This window comes from Flagellimonas pelagia (genome assembly GCF_003584135.1).
Classification (GTDB): Bacteria; Bacteroidota; Bacteroidia; order Flavobacteriales; family Flavobacteriaceae; genus Flagellimonas; species Flagellimonas pelagia.
In genome coordinates this window covers 36,716-55,956 of sequence record NZ_QXFI01000020.1, presented here as the reverse complement: position 1 = coordinate 55,956, position 19,241 = coordinate 36,716, and the positions used below count along the sequence as shown (strand labels likewise).

The following is a 19,241-nucleotide window of genomic DNA, read 5'->3' as shown; positions in this document are numbered from 1 at the left end:
TGTAGATACCCCGATCTTTAGGACAGTTTTTCTACAAAACCAATATAATTATCAAGCTGCTCTCTTGAATAGATCGATGGGTCTTTCATAGTCGATGGACTGATGTCTTCTTTCATGGTTGTAATAATCAAAGTACTCTGCCAATAACAGATAGAGTTCCATACCATCCTTTGGAGGGTTCAGATAGATTTTCTCATACTTTACATTCCTCCAAAGCCTTTCGATAAAGGCATTGTCGGTGGCCCTTCCCTTGCCGTCCATGCTCAGGCGTATTCCCTGACCCAAAACATAGTTGGCAAACTCCTCGGCAGTGAACTGGCTCCCCTGGTCCGTATTGAGGATCTCCGGTGTCCCGTGCTCACCTATGGTCTCTTCCAATGTTTCCCTGCACCATTGGGCATCCATGGAATTGGACACGCTCCAGTTCAGGACATAGCGGCTGTGCAGGTCGATGATGGCCACCAGATAGAGATATCCCTGTTGCATGGGGATATAGGTAATATCTGTGGCCCAGACCTGATTGGGCCTGTCAACGGTCAGGTTCCTCAGCAGGTACGGATACGTTCTGTGGTCCTTGCACCTTCGGGAGGTATGTTTTCCCGGAAGGACGGCCCTGAGGCCCATTACCTTGTAATAGAGCCGTTCGATACGGTTCCTGCTCACCTTGTACCCTCTGTCCCTGGTCAGCCAGATGTGCATCCGCTTGGCCCCTTTGAAGGGATGGTGGAGGTAATGCTCGTCCATCTCGCGCATGAGCCTCAGGTTCAGTTCGCTCTCGCCCCTTGGCCTGTAATAGAGCCCCGAGCGATGGACCGACAATGTTCTGCACTGCCTTGCAATGCTCATCTTGGAATGACCCTTGCGTATCATTTTTCTGCGTTCGGAGAGTGGTCTCAGCGCAAGGCGTCCTTTAAAAAATCGTTCTCGACCTTCAACTGGCCTATGGCCTTTAGAAGTTTGTCCTTCTCCCTTTCGGTCTCGCTGCGGGCATCCTTCTTGCCCGATTCGAACACCTGCTCGGCCCCATCAAGGAAATCGCGCTTCCAAGCGCTGATCTGGGTAGGGTGTATCTCGTACTTCTGGGCAAGTTCGGCAAGGCTATGCCGTTCCTTCAAGGCTTCCAGGACCACTTTGGTCTTGAACTTCGGGGTAAACTTTCTTCGTGTCATATTCAGTAAATTTAATGATTAAACTTACTGCCCTAGTTTTTGGGGTATCTACACTACATGGATATGTGCAAGAATCAACAACTAACGAATGATAATTGAATAAGTTCAAATAAACGATTTCCAATAAGCCAATAAATAGGTTTAACTTCCAAAGTAAAACTCAATGAAACTGAAGATTTATGCCATAACCGGATTAGTATTTTTAATCCTAAACCAAATAATGGTTCTTCAGGGAAATCAATTTATCCAAACCCAAAAACCGATTGACTATGCACATTGGTTATTGCTTCTGGGTATCCTCTTAAGTCTATCCCTAAACTATATTTTTTCAAAAGGCATTTTCAACAGTACAGCCGCAGTGATTACTACATTAGGAATCATAGCCCTTATGGGGCAGGCAGTTATAGATTTTCTTTGGTGGAGTTACGGGACTGACTATGAAGGGATGAAAAATTTGACAAATCAAATAATGAGTAATCCTTCGATCAGTATTCCATTTATGACCATAGGACCAGCTTTGTTTTACCTTGGATTGGCAATGCATGCTGGAAAGTTCATTAGAGAACGGACAATATGGTCTATAATAACAATTTTAGGAGTAATCATGATAGGAATAGGGTCGTTTGTGTTGGATAGTAGATATGTTATACTTTTAGGACATATTGTTATGGCATTCGGAATTAAAGGCCTAATCTCAATGAGAAACATTGAGCAACACGAAACAGAATAAAGTTCAAAAAAAAGATGCTTTATTTACCTTCCATCCTTTCCATTAACATTCGCATATCATCACCAACTTTTCTTTCCAAAACCCTTGCATAAATTTGGGTAGTGGTCAATTTGGTATGACCTAGCATTTTGGAAACGGTTTCAATTGGAACACCATTGGAGAGTGTTACCGTTGTGGCAAAAGTGTGCCTGGCAGTATGGAAAGAAATATTCTTATAGATTCCACAAGCCTTTGTAATCTCCTTTAAATAACTGTTGGTCTTTTGATTGCTTAATACAGGTAACAACTTTCCGTGCACCAATCTTTCATTGCAGTTTTTATATTTATCCAAGATTTGTTTTGCTTTGGGAAGCAAGGGAACCTTGACCGCTTCATCAGTTTTTTCCCTTTTCGTATGGATCCAAAGGTTCCCATCTATACCGAACCGCATATGATCAATATCCAGTGCTTTTACATCTCCATAGGCCAATCCTGTATAACATGAAAAAAGAAAAGTGTCCTTGACCCTCTCATACCCACTTCCTGAAAATGTTGTTTCCTCAATGAGCCTGAGTTCCCTTTCGGTCAAAAAAGAGCGTTCACTCTTCTTATAATGTTTTTTATAGTTTACAAACGGGTCTTTGTCCAACCATTCCAACCTCACGGCAAGGTTTACCATTTTCCTTAACCGCTCCAAATGTTTCATGGCCCCATTATTGGTACACTTCTTTCCCTTTTGCAGATCAGGCCCATTTATCAAATAGTTCTCAAAATCAGTAATGAACTTATAGTTCAATCGCTTTAAGTTGATGTCTTGAAGTCTACGGGTATGCTCCAAAAACCTTTTGAGATATTTTTCTGTACCATAATAGTTCTTCATGGTTCCCGGGCGAAGTTTACTCTTTTGTGATTCGTAATGATACTTGATAAGCTCCATAAGGGTCTTGTGCTCTTCATCCTGTCCCAGATAACGGGCCTTGATGGCCTGTGAGGTTATAATCTTGTCCTCACGCAACAACTGTTTATGGGTATCCATGATCTCTCCATACACCTCATCAAGATAGCTGTTCAATAAACGGGCCTTGTGGGTAAGTCCATGGAGTCTTCCCTTATTTTCATCCCATTCATTCACCGAAACATAACGTTTCAAACTTATCTCGGCACGTTTTCCATTGACGGTGATACGGGCATAAATGGTCAATTTTTCAGGGTTGTTGGAAATGTCCCTAGTGAAGATTAGAACCTTTAAAGTGTTGGAATTGCGCATAATACATAATTTTTGGGTTTGACAAAACTGGTTTGTAAAACACCCATAAACAGCGTCAAACTGAAGCTAAATTATGCACAAGAAACGTACCGAACCATTCACCGAACTCTACACCTTTTATATGGTTTTATTTGATATCAGATGAATGCATAAAAAACAAAAAGCACTGTCAATCAGTCGATTAACAGTGCTTTAATACCACCTATTTAGTGGTTCGTCGGGGTGGCAGGATTCGAACCTGCGACCTCCTGCTCCCAAAGCAGGCGCGATAACCGGGCTACGCTACACCCCGAACTGTATAAGGAAAAAGCGGAGAGACTGGGACTCGAACCCAGGCATCGGTTACCCGATGACAGATTAGCAATCTGCTCCGTTACCACTCCGGCACCTCTCCTAATTCTTGTTATGAACGTGCATTCTAAAAATGCGGATGCAAATGTACCTTTTCAAAAGAAAGATCGCAACTATTTTTTCATTTTTTTGGAACAATAATTGTCAAGTTCCCGTCATTCAGGATATTCCACTCGCAAATGATAAATATTCGTCAGCTTTTGCTTCAATACCTTCTTTACCATTTCTATCTCTTTAAGGGTTATGTTCGCATTCAAAAATTGGTTGGCCTGCATCTGCCCTTTTACAATCTTCTCCACAAAATCATCAATGATTGTAAATGTTGGGTTCTTCAAACTTTTGGAGGCAGCCTCTACCGCATCGGACATCATTAAAATGGCCGTTTCCCTAGAAAATGGGATAGGGCCAGGATATCGGAAATCCTCCTCGTTTGCCTCTTGTTCCAATTCCTGTTGCTTTTTAAAAAAGTAATACACTAAAGTGGTTCCATGATGGGTCCTGATAAAATCAATGACCCGGTCGGGAATATTGTTCTTTCGTGCTATTTCTATACCGTGGATTACATGCTCGATGATAATCTTCGCACTTTCCTTTGGAGGTAGATCATCATGAGGGTTAACATTAGTGATCTGGTTTTCTGTAAAATAGGTCGGGTGTTCCATTTTCCCCACATCATGGTAAAGTGCCCCTACCCTGACCAACATGGCATTTGCCCCTATCTCATTGGCGGCAGCCTCCGCCAAGTTGGCCACTTGCAAGGAATGGTGAAACGTTCCCGGTGCTTTATCAGACAGCTCTTTCAATAGTTTGGAATTGGTGTCGGACAGTTCCAATAGGGAAACATCAGAAACAAGCCCGAATATTTTTTCAAACATATAGATCAACGGCTGTGCAAAAAGGGTCAACAGCCCATTCAAAACAAAAACACCAAAAAGTATCCATTCAATATTTTCCAGGTTCCCTTCATGAATGGCATGGAAGGCAAAATACCCAATAATATAAATCAAGGTGATTTGCCCGACCGAAATGAACAAATTGGCCCTTTTGTAGAGCTCAGAAGCCGTTAAAATGGTCACGATACCCGCAATGATCTGCAAAAAGATGTATTCAAAGCTATTGGGAACCACAAACCCCAGAATCAATACGGTAAGCACATGGGCGAACAGTCCCAATCTGGCATCAAAAAAATTCTTTAAAATAAGAGGGAGAATGCACAAGGGTACCACATAAATATAATCCTCATAATGTTTTACCATCAACGTTGTGGCCAAGACCATCAACAGGATATTGAAAAAGATGAAGGTAACCTTGTTGTTGTTCCTATAGATTTCGTTCCTGTATCGCTTCAGAAACAAGAACAACATGATCAATACCAGCGCTACCAAGATGGTATATCCCAATAAGATGAAATAATAATTATTCCCTAGCCAAAGCTCTGACTCATACTCATCTTTTAGGGAATTCAAAACCTTAAAATCCTCTGCTTCTACGATTTCTCCTTTTGCAATGATCAATTTTCCTTGGGCCACCTCTCCCCTTGTATACGAAATTTTGGAAAGCTCGTCGTTCAAAGCGCTCTGGGTCAACGCTTCGTCATACAAAAGGTTGGGCTTAATGCTATTCTGCACCAATCTAGATGCATTCAACGCTCCCGATATACCTAAACGGGAAAAACGTTCTGCTATCATTTGTCTGGCTCCATCAACATCCAAATAATTGCTGGGCACCATGGGCAGGGCCTCATTGTTCTTGACCACTACCACAGATTTGGATTCCGGTATATCTAGGAAGATACCCGTTTCATACGATTCTTCCAAGAGATCTTGGGCCAATCGGGACAAGGTCCTCCTTTGTTGTGAAGAATAGGAATCCGACTGAAAAAGTGTTGTTAAACCTTTGTCAATTTCTTCACCAACCTCAGCCACAACAGCTGTATCAAAAGTGTAATAATCTGTCTTACCGTTTCGGATGGACTGTTGCTCCTCCGCTATTTCTTCTTGGGACTTTTTGATGGAGAAATCAATGGGAGCATATAGGTTCTCATACTGCCAGGGCTTTCCTTTTTGAAACTCGTACTTAAACTTGCCTCCCTTCGGGAAAAAGAAAACGATCAGGGCGACGGAGACCACATAGAGAAAATACTTGTAGGCCAATGATTGGTGCTTGTATACATTATCCAAAGTTTTTCCCATCCCGTTTTGCTGTTGATACCAAAAATAGAAAATATTAATAAGAAGTGCCCTTGCCTTACATCTTAGAGCTTTGCATTTAAATTTAGTATTTTCGCAGGAGTAAAAATGCACATATGAGAAAAGTTGTGATCGTATCGGCTTCCAGGACCCCAATTGGGAGTTTTATGGGCGCCCTTTCTACCGTTCCTGCCCCAAAATTGGGCGCAGTGGCCATTAAAGGCGCAATGGAAAAGATCAATCTAAAGCCTGAACTGGTAGAGGAAGTCCTTATGGGAAATGTGGTACAGGCTGGTACAGGCCAAGCTCCCGCCAGACAGGCAGCCATTTATGCAGGTATACCGAATACCGTTCCCTGCACAACGGTCAATAAAGTATGTGCCTCAGGCATGAAATCGATTATGCAAGGGGCCCAATCCATTGCCTTGGGTGAAAACTCCATTGTTGTTGCCGGAGGTATGGAAAATATGAGCTTGATACCCCATTACGCTTATATGCGTAGTGGGACCAAGTTTGGTCCGACCACTTTGCTGGACGGGATGCAAAAGGACGGACTTGTGGATGCCTATGACCAAAATGCCATGGGCGTATGTGGAGATGCCTGTGCAGCGAAATACGGATTCAGCAGGGAAGATCAGGATGCCTATGCCATCCAGTCCTATCAAAGATCGGCAGAGGCATGGAAGAATGGAAAATTTGACAATGAAGTGGTTTCCGTTGAAATACCCCAAAGAAGAGGCGAACCCATTTTGGTGAGCGAAGATGAAGAATACAAAAATGTGAAACTGGATAAGATTCCTTCCCTTCGCCCGGCCTTTACCAAAGAAGGTACGGTAACCGCGGCCAACGCATCCACCATTAATGACGGCGCTGCCGCAGTGGTATTGATGAGCGAGGAAAAAGCTTCGGAATTGGGATTGAAACCCTTGGCAACCATCATAGGGTATGCCGATGCTGCACAGGAACCCGAATGGTTCACCACCGCACCCGCCAAAGCTTTACCAAAGGCATTGGACCGTGCTGGTGTTTCCTTGGATGAAATCGATTATTTTGAATTCAACGAGGCCTTTTCGGTTGTTGGATTGGCAAATATGAAACTACTTGGGTTGGATGACTCCAAAGTCAATGTGAACGGCGGGGCTGTTTCTTTAGGACATCCTCTGGGTTGTTCAGGAGCCAGGATCACCATAACGTTATTGAACATATTGGAACAGAACAATGCAACATTGGGAGCAGCGGCCATTTGTAACGGTGGCGGTGGAGCTTCGGCGATTGTCCTGAAAAGAAATTAGAGATTCAATTGATAGTAAATGCAATATGGAATTTGCCCTCTGAGCATTGTTCCCATTAGAACAAATCCGGACGATTGTGCCGAAATGTCATCCCAGCTCTTATATGGGGAACATTTCAAGGTTCTGGAAAGCCGGAAAAAATGGAGCAGGATTCGGGTGGCTTATGACAACTTTGAAGGTTGGGTCACCAACAACCAGATTACGCTGATTTCCGAGGAAGAATTTGAGGGGTTCGATAAAACAGCTTCCCAGATTTCTGCGGATATCATTTCACATGTTTGCACACCAGATGGTATGCTGCTGCCTATATTGTTGGGATCAATGGCAGAACCTGTTTCGCTGCTACACCATACATTCGAAGGACATATTTTTGAAGGCAAGAAAAACAAGGAAAGTTTGGTGGACACGGCGTTCCTTTACTTGAAGGCTCCCTATCTGGCAGGTGGCAAATCACCTTTCGGAATAGATGGCTCCGGATTGGCACAGATGGTCTATAAAATCAATGGATATGCCTTGGAACGCACGGCAGGAGGACAGTCAAAACAAGGAGAGGCACTAAGTTTCATTGAGGAAAGTGAACCTGGGGATTTGGCTTTTTTTGATAATAACGAAGGGATAATAGACCATGTAGGAATCATTTTGAAAGACAACTACATCATTCATGTGAACGGACATGTAAGAATCGATCGTCTGGACCACACGGGAATCTTCAATACCGAAGAAAAGTTGTACACACACAAATTGAGGGTCATCAAAAAGATCATATAAAAAAAGGGTCCAATAAATTGGACCCTTTTTTGTGAGGAAAGAATTCTTACTCTCCCAACAACTTTTTGATTCGCATAAAGTTTTCTGTATCACCCAAAGCACCATAAATGTTCTTCAACTGGGTAAGAACACTTTGGTTATCCGGATTTGATTTTAGGGCATCTTCCAACACCTTTGCCCCTTCTTTGAAGAGACTGTCCTTCTTGTCCTTTAGTTCGTCATATTTGGCAATATCGGCTTTAGAGGTTCCCAAAGCGTTCATTTCATCTATCAATCCATTACCTTCATTGATATAGGTAGTGGATAGGTTCAAAAGTGCATTGATATAACCTGGATCTACGGATAGTGCTTTTTTGTAGGCATCCCTTGCAGCTTCTAAATTACCTTGCTCCATATTAATCACACCAATATTGTACAACAAGTCTGGGTTGTCCGGGGCCATGTTCGAGGCTTCAGACATCAATTCCTTAAACTTGTCCTTGTCTCCCAAAGTATAATAAAGGTTAGCTTGGCCAAGAACTAGATTTACATCATCAGGATTTTCTTTTCTAGCGTGGGTATATGCCTCCAAAGCTTTGTCATTGTGTCCCAATTGTTGGTAGATCAATGCGATATTTTTAACAATCTCGGGCTTTTTAGAAGGGCTTTTCTCTTCTTTTGGATCTTTGTGCGTTCCTGCCTTCACATAAAGATCACGGGTACTTTTGTCCATGGTTTCGGTTTCCCCAGTCTCAATGTTTACTGCAGTATAGGTAACATCACTCCCATCATAGTTAATGTCCTTAAGCTCATTATAATAATCCAGAGCCTTTTCGTATTCCTGTCCGTTAACAGCGCTACTTGCGGCATAATACAAATAGACGGTGTCCTTTGGACTTAGTTTATAGCTCATGTATAGTTTATCGGCAGCTTCGGCAAATTTTTGATTGTTATTGTCCTCAACCGCAGCGTTTACCAAATCAGCTGTCATTTGGCCCATTTTCTCCTTGGCCACAGATGTATATTTGGCTTTTCCACTGGCTTCCTCAACAGAAATCACCTTGTTGTATGCATCAAGTGCATCTTTAAATTTGGAAGCATCTCCTTTCTGGGCCAAATCATAGTTGGCATTACCCAAATCGGCATAGTACTGTGCCTGGGTCTTTTCGTCAGCGGCATCAATAGTGGAGGCCGCTCCTTGAAGTGCCGCCAGTGCAGCTGCCGAATCTCCTCCCTTCATTGCCTTTTCGGCTGCCTTGATTTCGTCCTTCTGGGCAAATCCCATCGTAGAAACCCCTATGGCAAGTAATATTAAAACTTTAGTCTTCATGTCAAAAAAATAATTATTTAGTGTTTATCTATTATTAATTGTTTTCGTTGTCCCCTTCAATAGCCGTGCCATCTTCTCCTTTCACCTCAATATCCAAGATATTGGCATCGTCCATGGGATCATCTTCTTTCATGACTTTGGCTACCGCGGCAATGGAATCCCCTCCTTTTAGGTTGATGAGTCGCACCCCTTGTGTGGCACGTCCCATGACCCTCAAGTCTTCGACACTCATCCTGATGGCAATCCCCGATTTATTGATGATCATCAAATCATCGGTGTCGGTGACATTTTTAATGGCCACAAGACCTCCTGTCTTATCGGTGATCGAAATGGTCTTCACCCCTTTTCCACCTCTGTTGGTAATCCTGTAATCGTCCATATTGGAGCGTTTACCATAACCATTCTCGGAAACTACCAAGATATCGTCCTCCAAGTTATGTACGGACACCATGCCGATTACTTCATCGTTGTCATCAGCCAAGGTTATCCCCCGTACACCAGAAGCATTTCTACCCATGGGTCGGGTCTTGCTCTCTTCAAAACGTATGGCCTTACCGGATTTCAATCCAAGGAAAATTTGGCTGGCACCTGTGGTCAGTTTAGCCTCCAGCAACTCGTCTCCATCTCGCACCGTAATGGCATTGATACCATTTTGGCGCGGCCTGGAATATTGTTCCAAGGAAGTTTTTTTCACCACCCCTTTTTTGGTCGCCATGATCACATAATGGCTGTTCACATAATCCTCATCTTTCAAATCCTGGGTACAGATAAAGGCTTTCACCTTGTCATCCGTTTCCATATTGATCAGGTTTTGGATGGCCCTTCCTTTGGAAGTTCTACTTCCTTCGGGTATTTCATAAACCCTCATCCAGAAACATTTTCCTTTTTGGGTAAAGAACAACATGTATTGGTGGTTAGTCCCAACAAACAAATGCTCCAAGAAATCCTCATTTCTCGTAGAGGAAGCTTTTTGGCCCACACCACCCCTGTTTTGGGTCTTATATTCAGTCAATGGGGTTCTTTTGATATATCCTGCGTGGGAAATGGTAATCACCACCTGCTCATCCGGAATCATGTCTTCAATGCTCAGGTCACCCCCTGCATAATTGATTTCGGACCTTCTTTCATCGCCGTATTTATCCTTCACCTCCAACAACTCATCTTTGATGATCTGCATCCTACGCTCTTTCTTGTCAAGGATGTCTTTCAAATCTTCAATGGTCTTCAACAATTCATCGTACTCCTCACGAAGCTTGTCCTGTTCAAGACCTGTAAGTTGACGCAGGCGCATCTCCACAATGGCTTTGGCCTGTATCTCGGTCAGTTTGAAGCGCTCCATCAGATTCGTGCGTGCTTCGTCCACATTGGAAGATGCCCTGATGATGGCGATCACTTCATCAATATTATCGGAAGCAATGATGAGACCTTCCAAAATATGGGCACGGTCCTCTGCTTTTTTGAGTTCGTACGTGGTTCTTCTGACTACAACCTCATGCCTGTGCTCCACAAAATGGTGGATGATCTCCTTCAGGTTCAACAACTGTGGCCTACCATTGACCAACGCAATATTGTTGACACTGAACGAGGATTGAAGTGCCGTGTACTTGTATAGTGTGTTCAGTACGATATTTGGAATGGCATCGCGCTTAAGGATATAAACGATACGCATCCCTTTTCTATCCGATTCGTCACGAATGGACGCAATACCTTCAATTTTCTTTTCGTTGACAAGGTCGGCCGTCTTTTTGATCATGTCCGCCTTGTTCACTTGATAAGGGATTTCGGTCACAATGATACATTCCCTGCCCTGAACCTCTTCAAAAGAAGCCTTGGCGCGCATCACCACCCTTCCTCTACCGGTATGGAACGCTTCCTTTACACCATCATAGCCATAAATGATTCCTCCCGTAGGAAAATCGGGAGCCTTGATGTGTTGGATCAGCTCATCGATCTCTACTTCGGGATTGTCGATATAGGCGATGGTGCCATCCACAACCTCCGAAAGGTTATGTGGCGGCATATTGGTGGCCATACCCACGGCAATACCGGAAGCACCGTTCACCAAAAGATTAGGGATACGGGTAGGAAGCACGGTAGGCTCCTGTAACGTATCATCAAAATTGAATTGGTGGTCTACCGTTTCCTTATCGATATCGGCCAACATCTCGTCGGCGATCTTCCGCATCCTGGCCTCGGTATAACGCATGGCCGCGGGACTGTCCCCATCCACGGAGCCAAAGTTACCCTGACCGTCCACCAACATGTACCTAAGGCTCCATTCTTGGGCCATACGCACCATGGTATCATAAACAGAGGTATCACCGTGTGGGTGGTATTTACCCAAAACCTCCCCAACGATACGGGCAGATTTCTTATGGGCACTTGTTGACCTTACCCCTAGTTCGTGCATTCCGAAGAGGACCCTTCGGTGAACCGGTTTTAGGCCATCACGAACATCTGGCAGGGCACGTGACACAATGACCGACATCGAATAATCGATGTAGGCAGATTTCATCTCATCCTCAATGTTGATAGGAATTAACTTTTCTCCTTCCGCCATGCTAAAATCTTATTGTTTTTTGTGGTTAAAATATCATGGCAATATACAGAAAATAGCAGCTTTTACACCGCTTTGCGCTTAGTTTATTAAAAAAATTATCAACATTTAAAATAGGTTCCCAACATGGTGATAAAGCTTTGTTAAACAAGTAAAAAAATCGCCTTTATTCCGACATTTACCACTACTTTATCGATTATGGGTACGGTATTTGCCCACTGTAACAATACTTTTATTAATTTTAATTGCTGAAAAAGAAACGTATGGACGACAATTTTTCCCCCAGAGTAAAAGACGTTATAGCATACAGCAAGGAGGAAGCCCTAAGATTGGGGCATGATTTTATTGGTACGGAACACCTGATGCTTGGTCTTTTAAGAGATGGAAATGGCAAAGCCATTAGTATATTGGATGCACTCGATGTGGACTTGGAACACCTTCGCCGCAAGGTGGAAATCCTAAGTCCCGCGAATCCGAACACGGGCACCATGCAGAAAGACAAAAAGAATCTGCACCTTACCCGCCAGGCAGAGCGCGCCCTTAAAACAACCTTTTTGGAAGCGAAGCTTTTCCAAAGCTCATCAATCAATACCGCACACCTCTTACTCTGTATTCTTAGAAACGAGAACGACCCCACTACAAAATTGCTGCATAAGCTGAAAGTGGACTATGATAATGTAAAAGAACAATTCAAATCGATGATCACCAGCGACGACGATTATATAGATTCCCCACAGGCAGAATCCTTTTCGGGAGATGCTGACGATATGGGAGATGGTAAGGAAAGTACCTTTGGTTCTGGTTCCGCCCAAAAAGGAAGCAAAAAATCCAAGACTCCAGTTCTGGACAATTTTGGCCGTGACCTGACCCGTTTGGCTGAAGAGAACAAGTTGGATCCCGTTGTGGGAAGGGAAAAGGAAATCGAGCGGGTGTCCCAGATTTTAAGTCGAAGAAAAAAGAACAACCCTTTGTTGATCGGGGAACCAGGTGTTGGTAAAAGTGCCATTGCCGAGGGATTGGCCCTGCGCATCATCAACAAAAAAGTATCGCGAATCCTTTACAACAAACGTGTGGTCACGTTGGACCTTGCATCCTTGGTAGCAGGAACCAAATATCGTGGTCAGTTCGAAGAACGCATGAAGGCCGTGATGAACGAGTTGGAGAAGAACGACGACATCATTCTGTTCATTGACGAGATCCATACCATTGTGGGTGCTGGAGGCGCTACGGGAAGTTTAGATGCATCGAACATGTTCAAACCTGCCTTGGCAAGGGGAGAGATCCAATGTATTGGAGCCACGACGCTTGATGAATACAGACAATATATTGAAAAAGATGGTGCTTTGGAACGTCGTTTTCAAAAGGTCATGGTGGAGCCAACTTCCGTTGAGGAAACCATCGAAATTTTGATGAACATCAAAGGCAAGTACGAAGATCACCACAATGTCAATTACACCGATGAAGCCATCATGGCCTGCGTAAAATTGACCAACAGGTACATGACCGACAGATTCTTGCCGGACAAGGCCATCGATGCCTTGGATGAGGCCGGTTCCCGCGTGCATATCGTAAACATGGATGTGCCCAAGCAAATCTTGGAGTTGGAAAGCCAGTTGGAAGATGTTCGCGAGTTGAAGAACAGCGTGGTCAAAAAACAGAAATACGAGGAAGCCGCCAAATTGCGTGACGATGAAAAACGTCTGGAAAAAGATTTGGCTACCGCCCAAGAACGTTGGGAAGAAGAAAGCAAACTACACAGGGAAACCGTTACAGAGGACAACGTGGCCGATGTGGTTTCTATGATGAGCGGCATACCCGTAAACAGAATAGCTCAGACCGAAAGCAATAAATTGGCCAAATTACCCGATTTGATCAAAGGTTTTGTGATAGGTCAGGACGAAGCAGTGGCCAAAGTGGCCAAAGCCATTCAACGGAACAGGGCAGGTCTCAAAGACCCGAACAAACCCATTGGATCGTTCATCTTTTTAGGTCAGACCGGGGTTGGTAAGACCCAGTTGGCCAAGATTTTGGCAAAGGAACTTTTTGATTCAGAAGATGCCCTTATCCGAATCGATATGAGCGAATACATGGAAAAATTCGCCATCTCAAGATTAGTGGGAGCACCTCCAGGATACGTGGGATATGAAGAAGGCGGCCAATTGACAGAGAAAGTACGTCGCAAACCTTATTCCGTAGTATTGTTGGACGAAGTTGAAAAAGCACACCCAGATGTGTTCAACATGCTGTTGCAAGTGCTTGACGACGGTTTCCTTACCGACAGTCTTGGTCGCAAGATCGATTTTAGGAACACCATCATCATCATGACCTCCAACATCGGTGCCCGCCAATTAAAGGATTTTGGTCAAGGGGTTGGTTTCGGTACCGCTGCCAAGCAGGCACAGGCCGATACCCATCAGAAAAGTGTAATCGAAAGTGCCTTGAAAAAGGCTTTTGCACCAGAATTCTTGAACAGGATAGACGATGTGGTCGTGTTCAATCCTTTGGAAAGGGAAGACATCCACAAGATTATAGACATCGAGTTGAACAAACTCTATGGAAGGATCAAAGAAATCGGATATGACCTTAGACTTTCTGACAAGGCCAAGGATTATATCGCCGAAAAAGGCTTTGACAAACAATATGGGGCCCGTCCTTTAAAAAGAGCTATCCAAAAGTATATTGAGGATACCTTGGCAGAGGAAATCGTGAACTCCAAATTAGAGGAAGGTGACAGCATTTTTATGGATCTGGATGAGAAAAAAGACGAACTCACCATTAAAATCAAAAAGGCTGAAAAGTCACCTGAAACGGAGAATTAAAACACCTCAACATAACCAAGCTGGCCCATCGGCCAGCTTTTTTTATGACCAAATTTACCATACAAACGATATTTGCGCTTTTAATCTAGATTTTTTCCCTTCGCTCAGCATTACATCTACTTTCGTTAACGAGACACTATAATTACACTTGGGAATGAAATTTACTTCTACAAAGAAGACCGTTGTTGTGCGTGAGTACCGCTTGGACATTGGTACGGTGCAGGTCTATGATGACTACATGGTCTCCTCTTTTGATGAAGGTACCACCATTACGCTGGAAAGAGCTTATCAAATCATCGGCATATCGGAAATACATTTTAGGGACAAGGATTTTGGCTATATAAGCCTTCGTAAAAATTCTTATGCTGTTGACCCCACCATCTATAATTATGTCAGGGGATTGAACAATCTCAAGGCTTTCGCCATTGTTTCCAAGAAGGAAATCGATATGCACAACTTCAAGATTGAAAAATTGTTCTATAAAAAGAACATGGAATTTTTCATTGAGTTTGACAATGCATTGGCCTGGGTTAAAAAAAGGTTGAAGAACAGCAAAGGAAAAAACAAGGATTAAGCTTCTTCCTGCTGCTCAACTTCGGGTTGCCTGAGCAATTCCATAAACGCGTTCCCAATATTTGCAACAATGGTCGAGGCTTTTAGTGCTTCGTATCCATTTTCGGAAACCCCTAGGTCTCCAGCCAATCCATGTAGATATACGCCAAAAATGGCAGCGTGCAAGGAAGGATACCCCTGCGCCATCAATCCAGTGATCATGCCCGTTAGCACATCGCCACTACCAGCAGTCGCCATCCCTGGATTACCTGTGGTATTTACAAAGCCCTTATCCTTGTAAACCGTAATAGTATGGGCGCCTTTGATTACGACGACCACATTATAATGGGTTGAAAAAGCCTTCACCTTGGCAAGTTTTTCAAAGTCGTCCGTCCATTTTCCAACCAACCGCTCCAATTCTTTCGGATGAGGCGTTAACACTGATAACTCGGGTACATCCTTCATCATTTTCGGATTTTGGGCCAAGATGTTCAATCCATCCGCGTCGATGACCATAGGTTTATCCATTGTCTTCAATAAGGCCGCAAAAGCATTTGCCGTAATTTTATCCAAACCAATCCCCATTCCAATTCCAACCACGGTAGGATCAAAGGGAAAGGAAATCTCCGAAATCATCTTTTCCCCATCATCGGTCAAAACCATAACCTCAGGCAATGCCGTTTGGATGGCTTGGTACCCACATCTCGGCACATAAGAAGAAACTAATCCACTACCTGAAGTCAAACAGGCATCGCTCGCCAATTGAACGGCACCAATTTTCCCGTAACTTCCCCCAACCATAATGGCATGGCCATAATTCCCCTTGTGCGAAAATTTAAGCCGTGGGCGATATAAAGGAAGTACTTCTGGCCTCCCTATGAGTTCAAAATCGGTTTCGGTTGTTTGTAGATATTCTGGGGCCAGACCAATATCCAATACCTCCCATTGATTCACAAAAACCCCGGTTTCAGGTAAAAAGAAGACCAATTTAGGTGCTTGAAAAGTAAGCACATAACTGGCCCTAATGGCATAATCCGGGTTCCATGGGCACTTATCCGTGGGCAAACCGGATGGAATATCCACAGAAAGCACAAAAGCCCTGGAGTTGTTGATGTGCATGATCAAATTGCCCACCCAAGTGTTTGGGGCACGGTTCAATCCAATGCCAAAAATGGCATCAATTACAATATCATCTGTCGAAATGGCCGGGAGTTCACTTTCGCTGCTCAAAAAATCAGGCCATAGTTTGGCACTCTTCAATCTTTCAAGGTTCAATAAAAAATCCTTGGAACGCTTTTCACTGAAGTTGACCACATATACTTGAATGGTGTATCCATGTTCATGTAAAAGCCGGGCCAATACCAAACCGTCACCACCATTATTACCGATACCACAAAATAGTTTAAGGGTTACATGGGTGCCTCGTAAACGGGCATGAATCCAATCAAAGAGCTTTGTAGCAGCCCTTTCCATGAGCTCCTCACTGGAAATTTGTTGTTTTTGTATTGTAGATTTATCAGCATCTTGGATTTGGGAAGCAGAAAAAATTTTCATTCAATAAAAAATATGCAATATTCGTAAAGATTTCGCAAAAAATCTCATCATTGATTTGATGAAGTATTCAAATGTACTACTTTTATCACCTCATTATTGAATAATGCAAGTAAAACAAACGGATATCGAACTAAGCTGGATGAATTCTTCTTCATCTATCTTCACTATTACCACCACAACCCCTTTGGGGTAAGTCTGCTATATATCATCCGTCCGTTTTTTTGTTCCTTTTACAATTTTTTTCAATAATATTTCATCATGAAAGTCTTAAAATTTGGCGGCACTTCTGTTGCCAATCCAGAAAACATAAACAAGGTCAAGTCCATTGTAGCAAATCTCAACGACCCAAGAGCAGCCGTTGTCGTATCCGCTTTTGGCGGGGTAACCGACCTACTATTGCAAACTTCACAATTGGCTTCCAAACAAGATCAATCCTATAAAAAAGGATTGGAAGAGATTGAGACAAGACATTTATCCGCCATCAAGGAATTGCTTCCTGTACAATCCCAAAGTGGCGTATTGAGCCAAGTAAAAAGCGACCTGAATGTCTTGGAAACCCTTTTGGAAGGTTGTTACCTGATAGGCGAATTGACCCCAAAACTTTCCGACAAAATTGTCAGCTATGGAGAATTGCTCTCCTCGTTCATCATCAGTGAGTTCTTTAGATCCCAAGGTTTGGATGCCCAATTCAAGGATAGCCGGGAACTGATCATCACTGATGAACAATACGGCAAGGCAAACGTTGATTTTGATAAGACCAACGCCAAATGTCAAGCCTATTTTTCATCCATCAATCATCGGATTACCGTGCTACCAGGTTTTGTTTCCTCTAGCAGGATGGGCAATTCCACTACTTTAGGTAGAGGTGGGTCGGATTATACTGCCGCCATTCTTGCCGCGGCCGAACAAGCCGATATATTGGAAATATGGACCGATGTCAGCGGGATGTACACTGCCAACCCACGATTGGTGAAACAGGCTAAATGCGTATCGCACATCAGTTACGAAGAGGCCATGGAACTGTCGCACTTTGGTGCGAAGGTTTTGTATCCTCCTACCATTCAACCCGTGTTGAGCAAGGAAATCCCGATTGCCATCAAAAACACCTTCGACCCTGAAAACCCAGGTACCCTGATTGCCAAAAACCACAATGGCAATGGTAAAACGGTGCGAGGTATCAGTCATGTGGGGAACATTAGTTTGCTTTCTTTGGAAGGACCGGGAATGGTGGGCATTCCAGGAATCTCAAAACGCTTCTTTGAAACCCTTTCCTTAAAAAATATCAGCATCGTGCTCATCACCCAAGCCTCATCGGAGCATTCCATTTGTGTGGGAATCGCAGATGACGATGCCGATGCTGCATCAGAAGCGGTAAACGAAACTTTTGCCTACGAGATTTCGAGCAGAAAGATCAAACCGGTTTTGGTAGAAAAAGACCTGACCATTATTGCTCTTGTAGGTGATAACATGAAGAGCCACCAAGGGTTGAGTGGAAAAATGTTCAGCACTCTGGGCAAGAACAACGTGAACATTAGGGCCATTGCCCAAGGGGCTTCAGAACGGAACATTTCCGCTGTCATTAAAAAAGACGACGTTAAAAAGGCACTCAACTCGTTGCATGAAACCTTCTTCGAAGAAAACATCAAACAGTTGAACCTCTTCGTAATGGGAGTTGGTAATGTTGGGGCCAAATTCTTAGATCAAATTCGTCAACAGAAAAAATACCTGAAGGATGAATTGAAACTCAATGTGAGGGTTGTTGGAATCAGTAATTCCAGGACCATGGCCTTTGACGAGAACGGTATTACCTTAAAAGATTGGGAAAGTGTTCTGGCCGAAGGACAACCCGCGGACAGAAATGCATTTTTTGATCAGGTCAAGTCCCTCAACTATAGAAACAGTGTTTTTGTGGACAATACCGCGAGTGCCGACGTTGCCAAAACGTATGCCGATTATCTCCGCAATAGTATTTCTGTAGTGACCTGCAATAAAATTGCCTGCTCATCGGATTATGATTTTTACAAGGAATTGAAACAGTTGGCCAAACAATACAATGCTCCATTCCTATTCGAAACCAACGTGGGAGCCGGTCTGCCCATCATCGACACCTTGAAACACCTCATTGCATCGGGTGACAAAGTCAGGAAAATTCAAGCGGTACTATCCGGAAGTCTCAACTTTGTGTTCAACACTTTTAACGACACTGTTACCTTTCACGATGTGGTAAAACAGGCCCAGGAACAAGGGTATACCGAACCGGACCCGACCATCGATCTAAGTGGTGTGGACGTTATGCGAAAGATATTGATCTTGGCCCGTGAGAGCGGGCACCAATTGAACATCGAGGATATTGAAAATATATCCTTTTTGCCCAAGGAAAGTTTGGAGACCAGTTCGAACAACACCTTTTTTGAATCCCTGAAAAAGTACGAAAGTGATTTTCAGAAGCTGTACAAAGATGCAGCAGATGTGGACAGTAAATTGAAATATGTGGCGCAATTTGAAGATGGTAAGGCGAAAGTAGGATTGCAAAAAATCCCAAAAGGACACGACTTTTACAATCTGGAAGGTAGTGATAACATTGTGCTGTTCTTTACAGAGCGCTATCCCAACCAACCGTTGATTATAAAAGGAGCAGGAGCCGGCGCAGATGTAACCGCATCAGGTATCTTTGCCGATATCATCCGAATCGGAAACTTTTGACC

13 protein-coding genes and 2 tRNA genes are annotated in these 19,241 nt (G+C 43.5%); 6 read left to right on the top strand and 9 right to left on the bottom strand.

What is annotated here, in order from left to right; genetic code table 11:
• Window positions 1-51 precede the first annotated feature (51 nt).
• Together D2V05_RS08180 and D2V05_RS08175 are read right to left on the bottom strand one after the other, a co-directional pair.
• Entirely contained in the window at window positions 52-870 is an 819-nt protein-coding gene (locus D2V05_RS08180) for an IS3 family transposase (protein WP_119645567.1), read from the bottom strand.
• 23 nt (window positions 871-893) lie between these two features.
• A complete protein-coding gene (locus D2V05_RS08175; RefSeq protein ID WP_072882405.1) occupies window positions 894-1,169 on the bottom strand; it encodes a transposase in 276 nt (91 codons plus the stop codon).
• Window positions 1,170-1,332: 163 nt separating this feature from the next.
• On the opposite strand from D2V05_RS08175, the gene D2V05_RS08170 reads away from it, so the two are divergent.
• On the top strand, window positions 1,333-1,899 hold the full coding sequence (locus D2V05_RS08170; RefSeq protein ID WP_127137551.1) for a hypothetical protein: 567 nt from the start codon (window positions 1,333-1,335) through the stop codon (window positions 1,897-1,899).
• 19 nt (window positions 1,900-1,918) lie between these two features.
• Here D2V05_RS08170 and D2V05_RS08165 read toward each other — a convergent pair whose 3' ends face one another.
• The 4 genes from D2V05_RS08165 to D2V05_RS08150 all read right to left on the bottom strand — a co-directional run bounded on the left by D2V05_RS08165 (window position 1,919) and on the right by D2V05_RS08150 (window position 5,688).
• Window positions 1,919-3,145, bottom strand: coding sequence for a site-specific integrase (locus D2V05_RS08165; RefSeq protein ID WP_119647179.1), 1,227 nt, complete (start codon window positions 3,143-3,145; stop codon window positions 1,919-1,921).
• 217 nt (window positions 3,146-3,362) lie between these two features.
• A tRNA-Pro gene (locus D2V05_RS08160) sits at window positions 3,363-3,437 on the bottom strand.
• 18 nt (window positions 3,438-3,455) lie between these two features.
• Window positions 3,456-3,539: transfer RNA gene (locus D2V05_RS08155), tRNA-Ser, on the bottom strand.
• Window positions 3,540-3,651: 112 nt separating this feature from the next.
• Window positions 3,652-5,688: an HD family phosphohydrolase gene (locus D2V05_RS08150; RefSeq protein ID WP_119647178.1), complete on the bottom strand. Its 2,037-nt coding sequence runs from the start codon at window positions 5,686-5,688 to the stop codon at window positions 3,652-3,654.
• Between the two features lie 113 nt (window positions 5,689-5,801).
• On the opposite strand from D2V05_RS08150, the gene D2V05_RS08145 reads away from it, so the two are divergent.
• Together D2V05_RS08145 and D2V05_RS08140 are read left to right on the top strand one after the other, a co-directional pair.
• Window positions 5,802-6,977, top strand: a complete 1,176-nt coding sequence (locus tag D2V05_RS08145) for an acetyl-CoA C-acyltransferase (RefSeq protein WP_119647177.1) — start codon at window positions 5,802-5,804, stop codon at window positions 6,975-6,977.
• Between the two features lie 18 nt (window positions 6,978-6,995).
• Window positions 6,996-7,745 carry a C40 family peptidase gene (locus D2V05_RS08140; RefSeq protein WP_119647176.1) on the top strand — a complete coding sequence of 250 codons (750 nt, stop codon included), beginning with the start codon at window positions 6,996-6,998 and terminating at the stop codon, window positions 7,743-7,745.
• A gap of 46 nt (window positions 7,746-7,791) precedes the next feature.
• Here the strand turns inward: D2V05_RS08140 and D2V05_RS08135 are convergent, their stop codons facing one another.
• Together D2V05_RS08135 and gyrA are read right to left on the bottom strand one after the other, a co-directional pair.
• Entirely contained in the window at window positions 7,792-9,054 is a 1,263-nt protein-coding gene (locus tag D2V05_RS08135) for a tetratricopeptide repeat protein (RefSeq protein ID WP_119647175.1), read from the bottom strand.
• Window positions 9,055-9,088: 34 nt separating this feature from the next.
• The gene (gene gyrA / locus D2V05_RS08130; RefSeq protein WP_119647174.1) at window positions 9,089-11,614 is read right to left on the bottom strand and encodes a DNA gyrase subunit A; all 2,526 of its coding nucleotides are present in this window, start codon (window positions 11,612-11,614) and stop codon (window positions 9,089-9,091) included.
• Window positions 11,615-11,874: 260 nt separating this feature from the next.
• Between gyrA and D2V05_RS08125 the strand changes: the two genes are divergently transcribed.
• Together D2V05_RS08125 and D2V05_RS08120 are read left to right on the top strand one after the other, a co-directional pair.
• Window positions 11,875-14,430 carry an ATP-dependent Clp protease ATP-binding subunit gene (locus tag D2V05_RS08125; protein WP_119641076.1) on the top strand — a complete coding sequence of 852 codons (2,556 nt, stop codon included), beginning with the start codon at window positions 11,875-11,877 and terminating at the stop codon, window positions 14,428-14,430.
• Window positions 14,431-14,584: 154 nt separating this feature from the next.
• A complete protein-coding gene (locus D2V05_RS08120) occupies window positions 14,585-15,004 on the top strand; it encodes an STAS/SEC14 domain-containing protein (RefSeq protein ID WP_119641044.1) in 420 nt (139 codons plus the stop codon).
• Here D2V05_RS08120 and D2V05_RS08115 read toward each other — a convergent pair.
• Entirely contained in the window at window positions 15,001-16,536 is a 1,536-nt protein-coding gene (locus D2V05_RS08115; protein WP_119647173.1) for an NAD(P)H-hydrate dehydratase, read from the bottom strand. The genes D2V05_RS08120 and D2V05_RS08115 overlap by 4 nt on opposite strands.
• A gap of 258 nt (window positions 16,537-16,794) precedes the next feature.
• Here D2V05_RS08115 and thrA point away from each other — a divergent pair, with 258 nt between their 5' ends.
• Complete coding sequence (gene thrA, locus D2V05_RS08110) at window positions 16,795-19,239, top strand: bifunctional aspartate kinase/homoserine dehydrogenase I (RefSeq protein WP_119647172.1); 2,445 nt, start codon at window positions 16,795-16,797, stop codon at window positions 19,237-19,239.
• The last annotated feature ends 2 nt before the right edge of the window (window positions 19,240-19,241 follow it).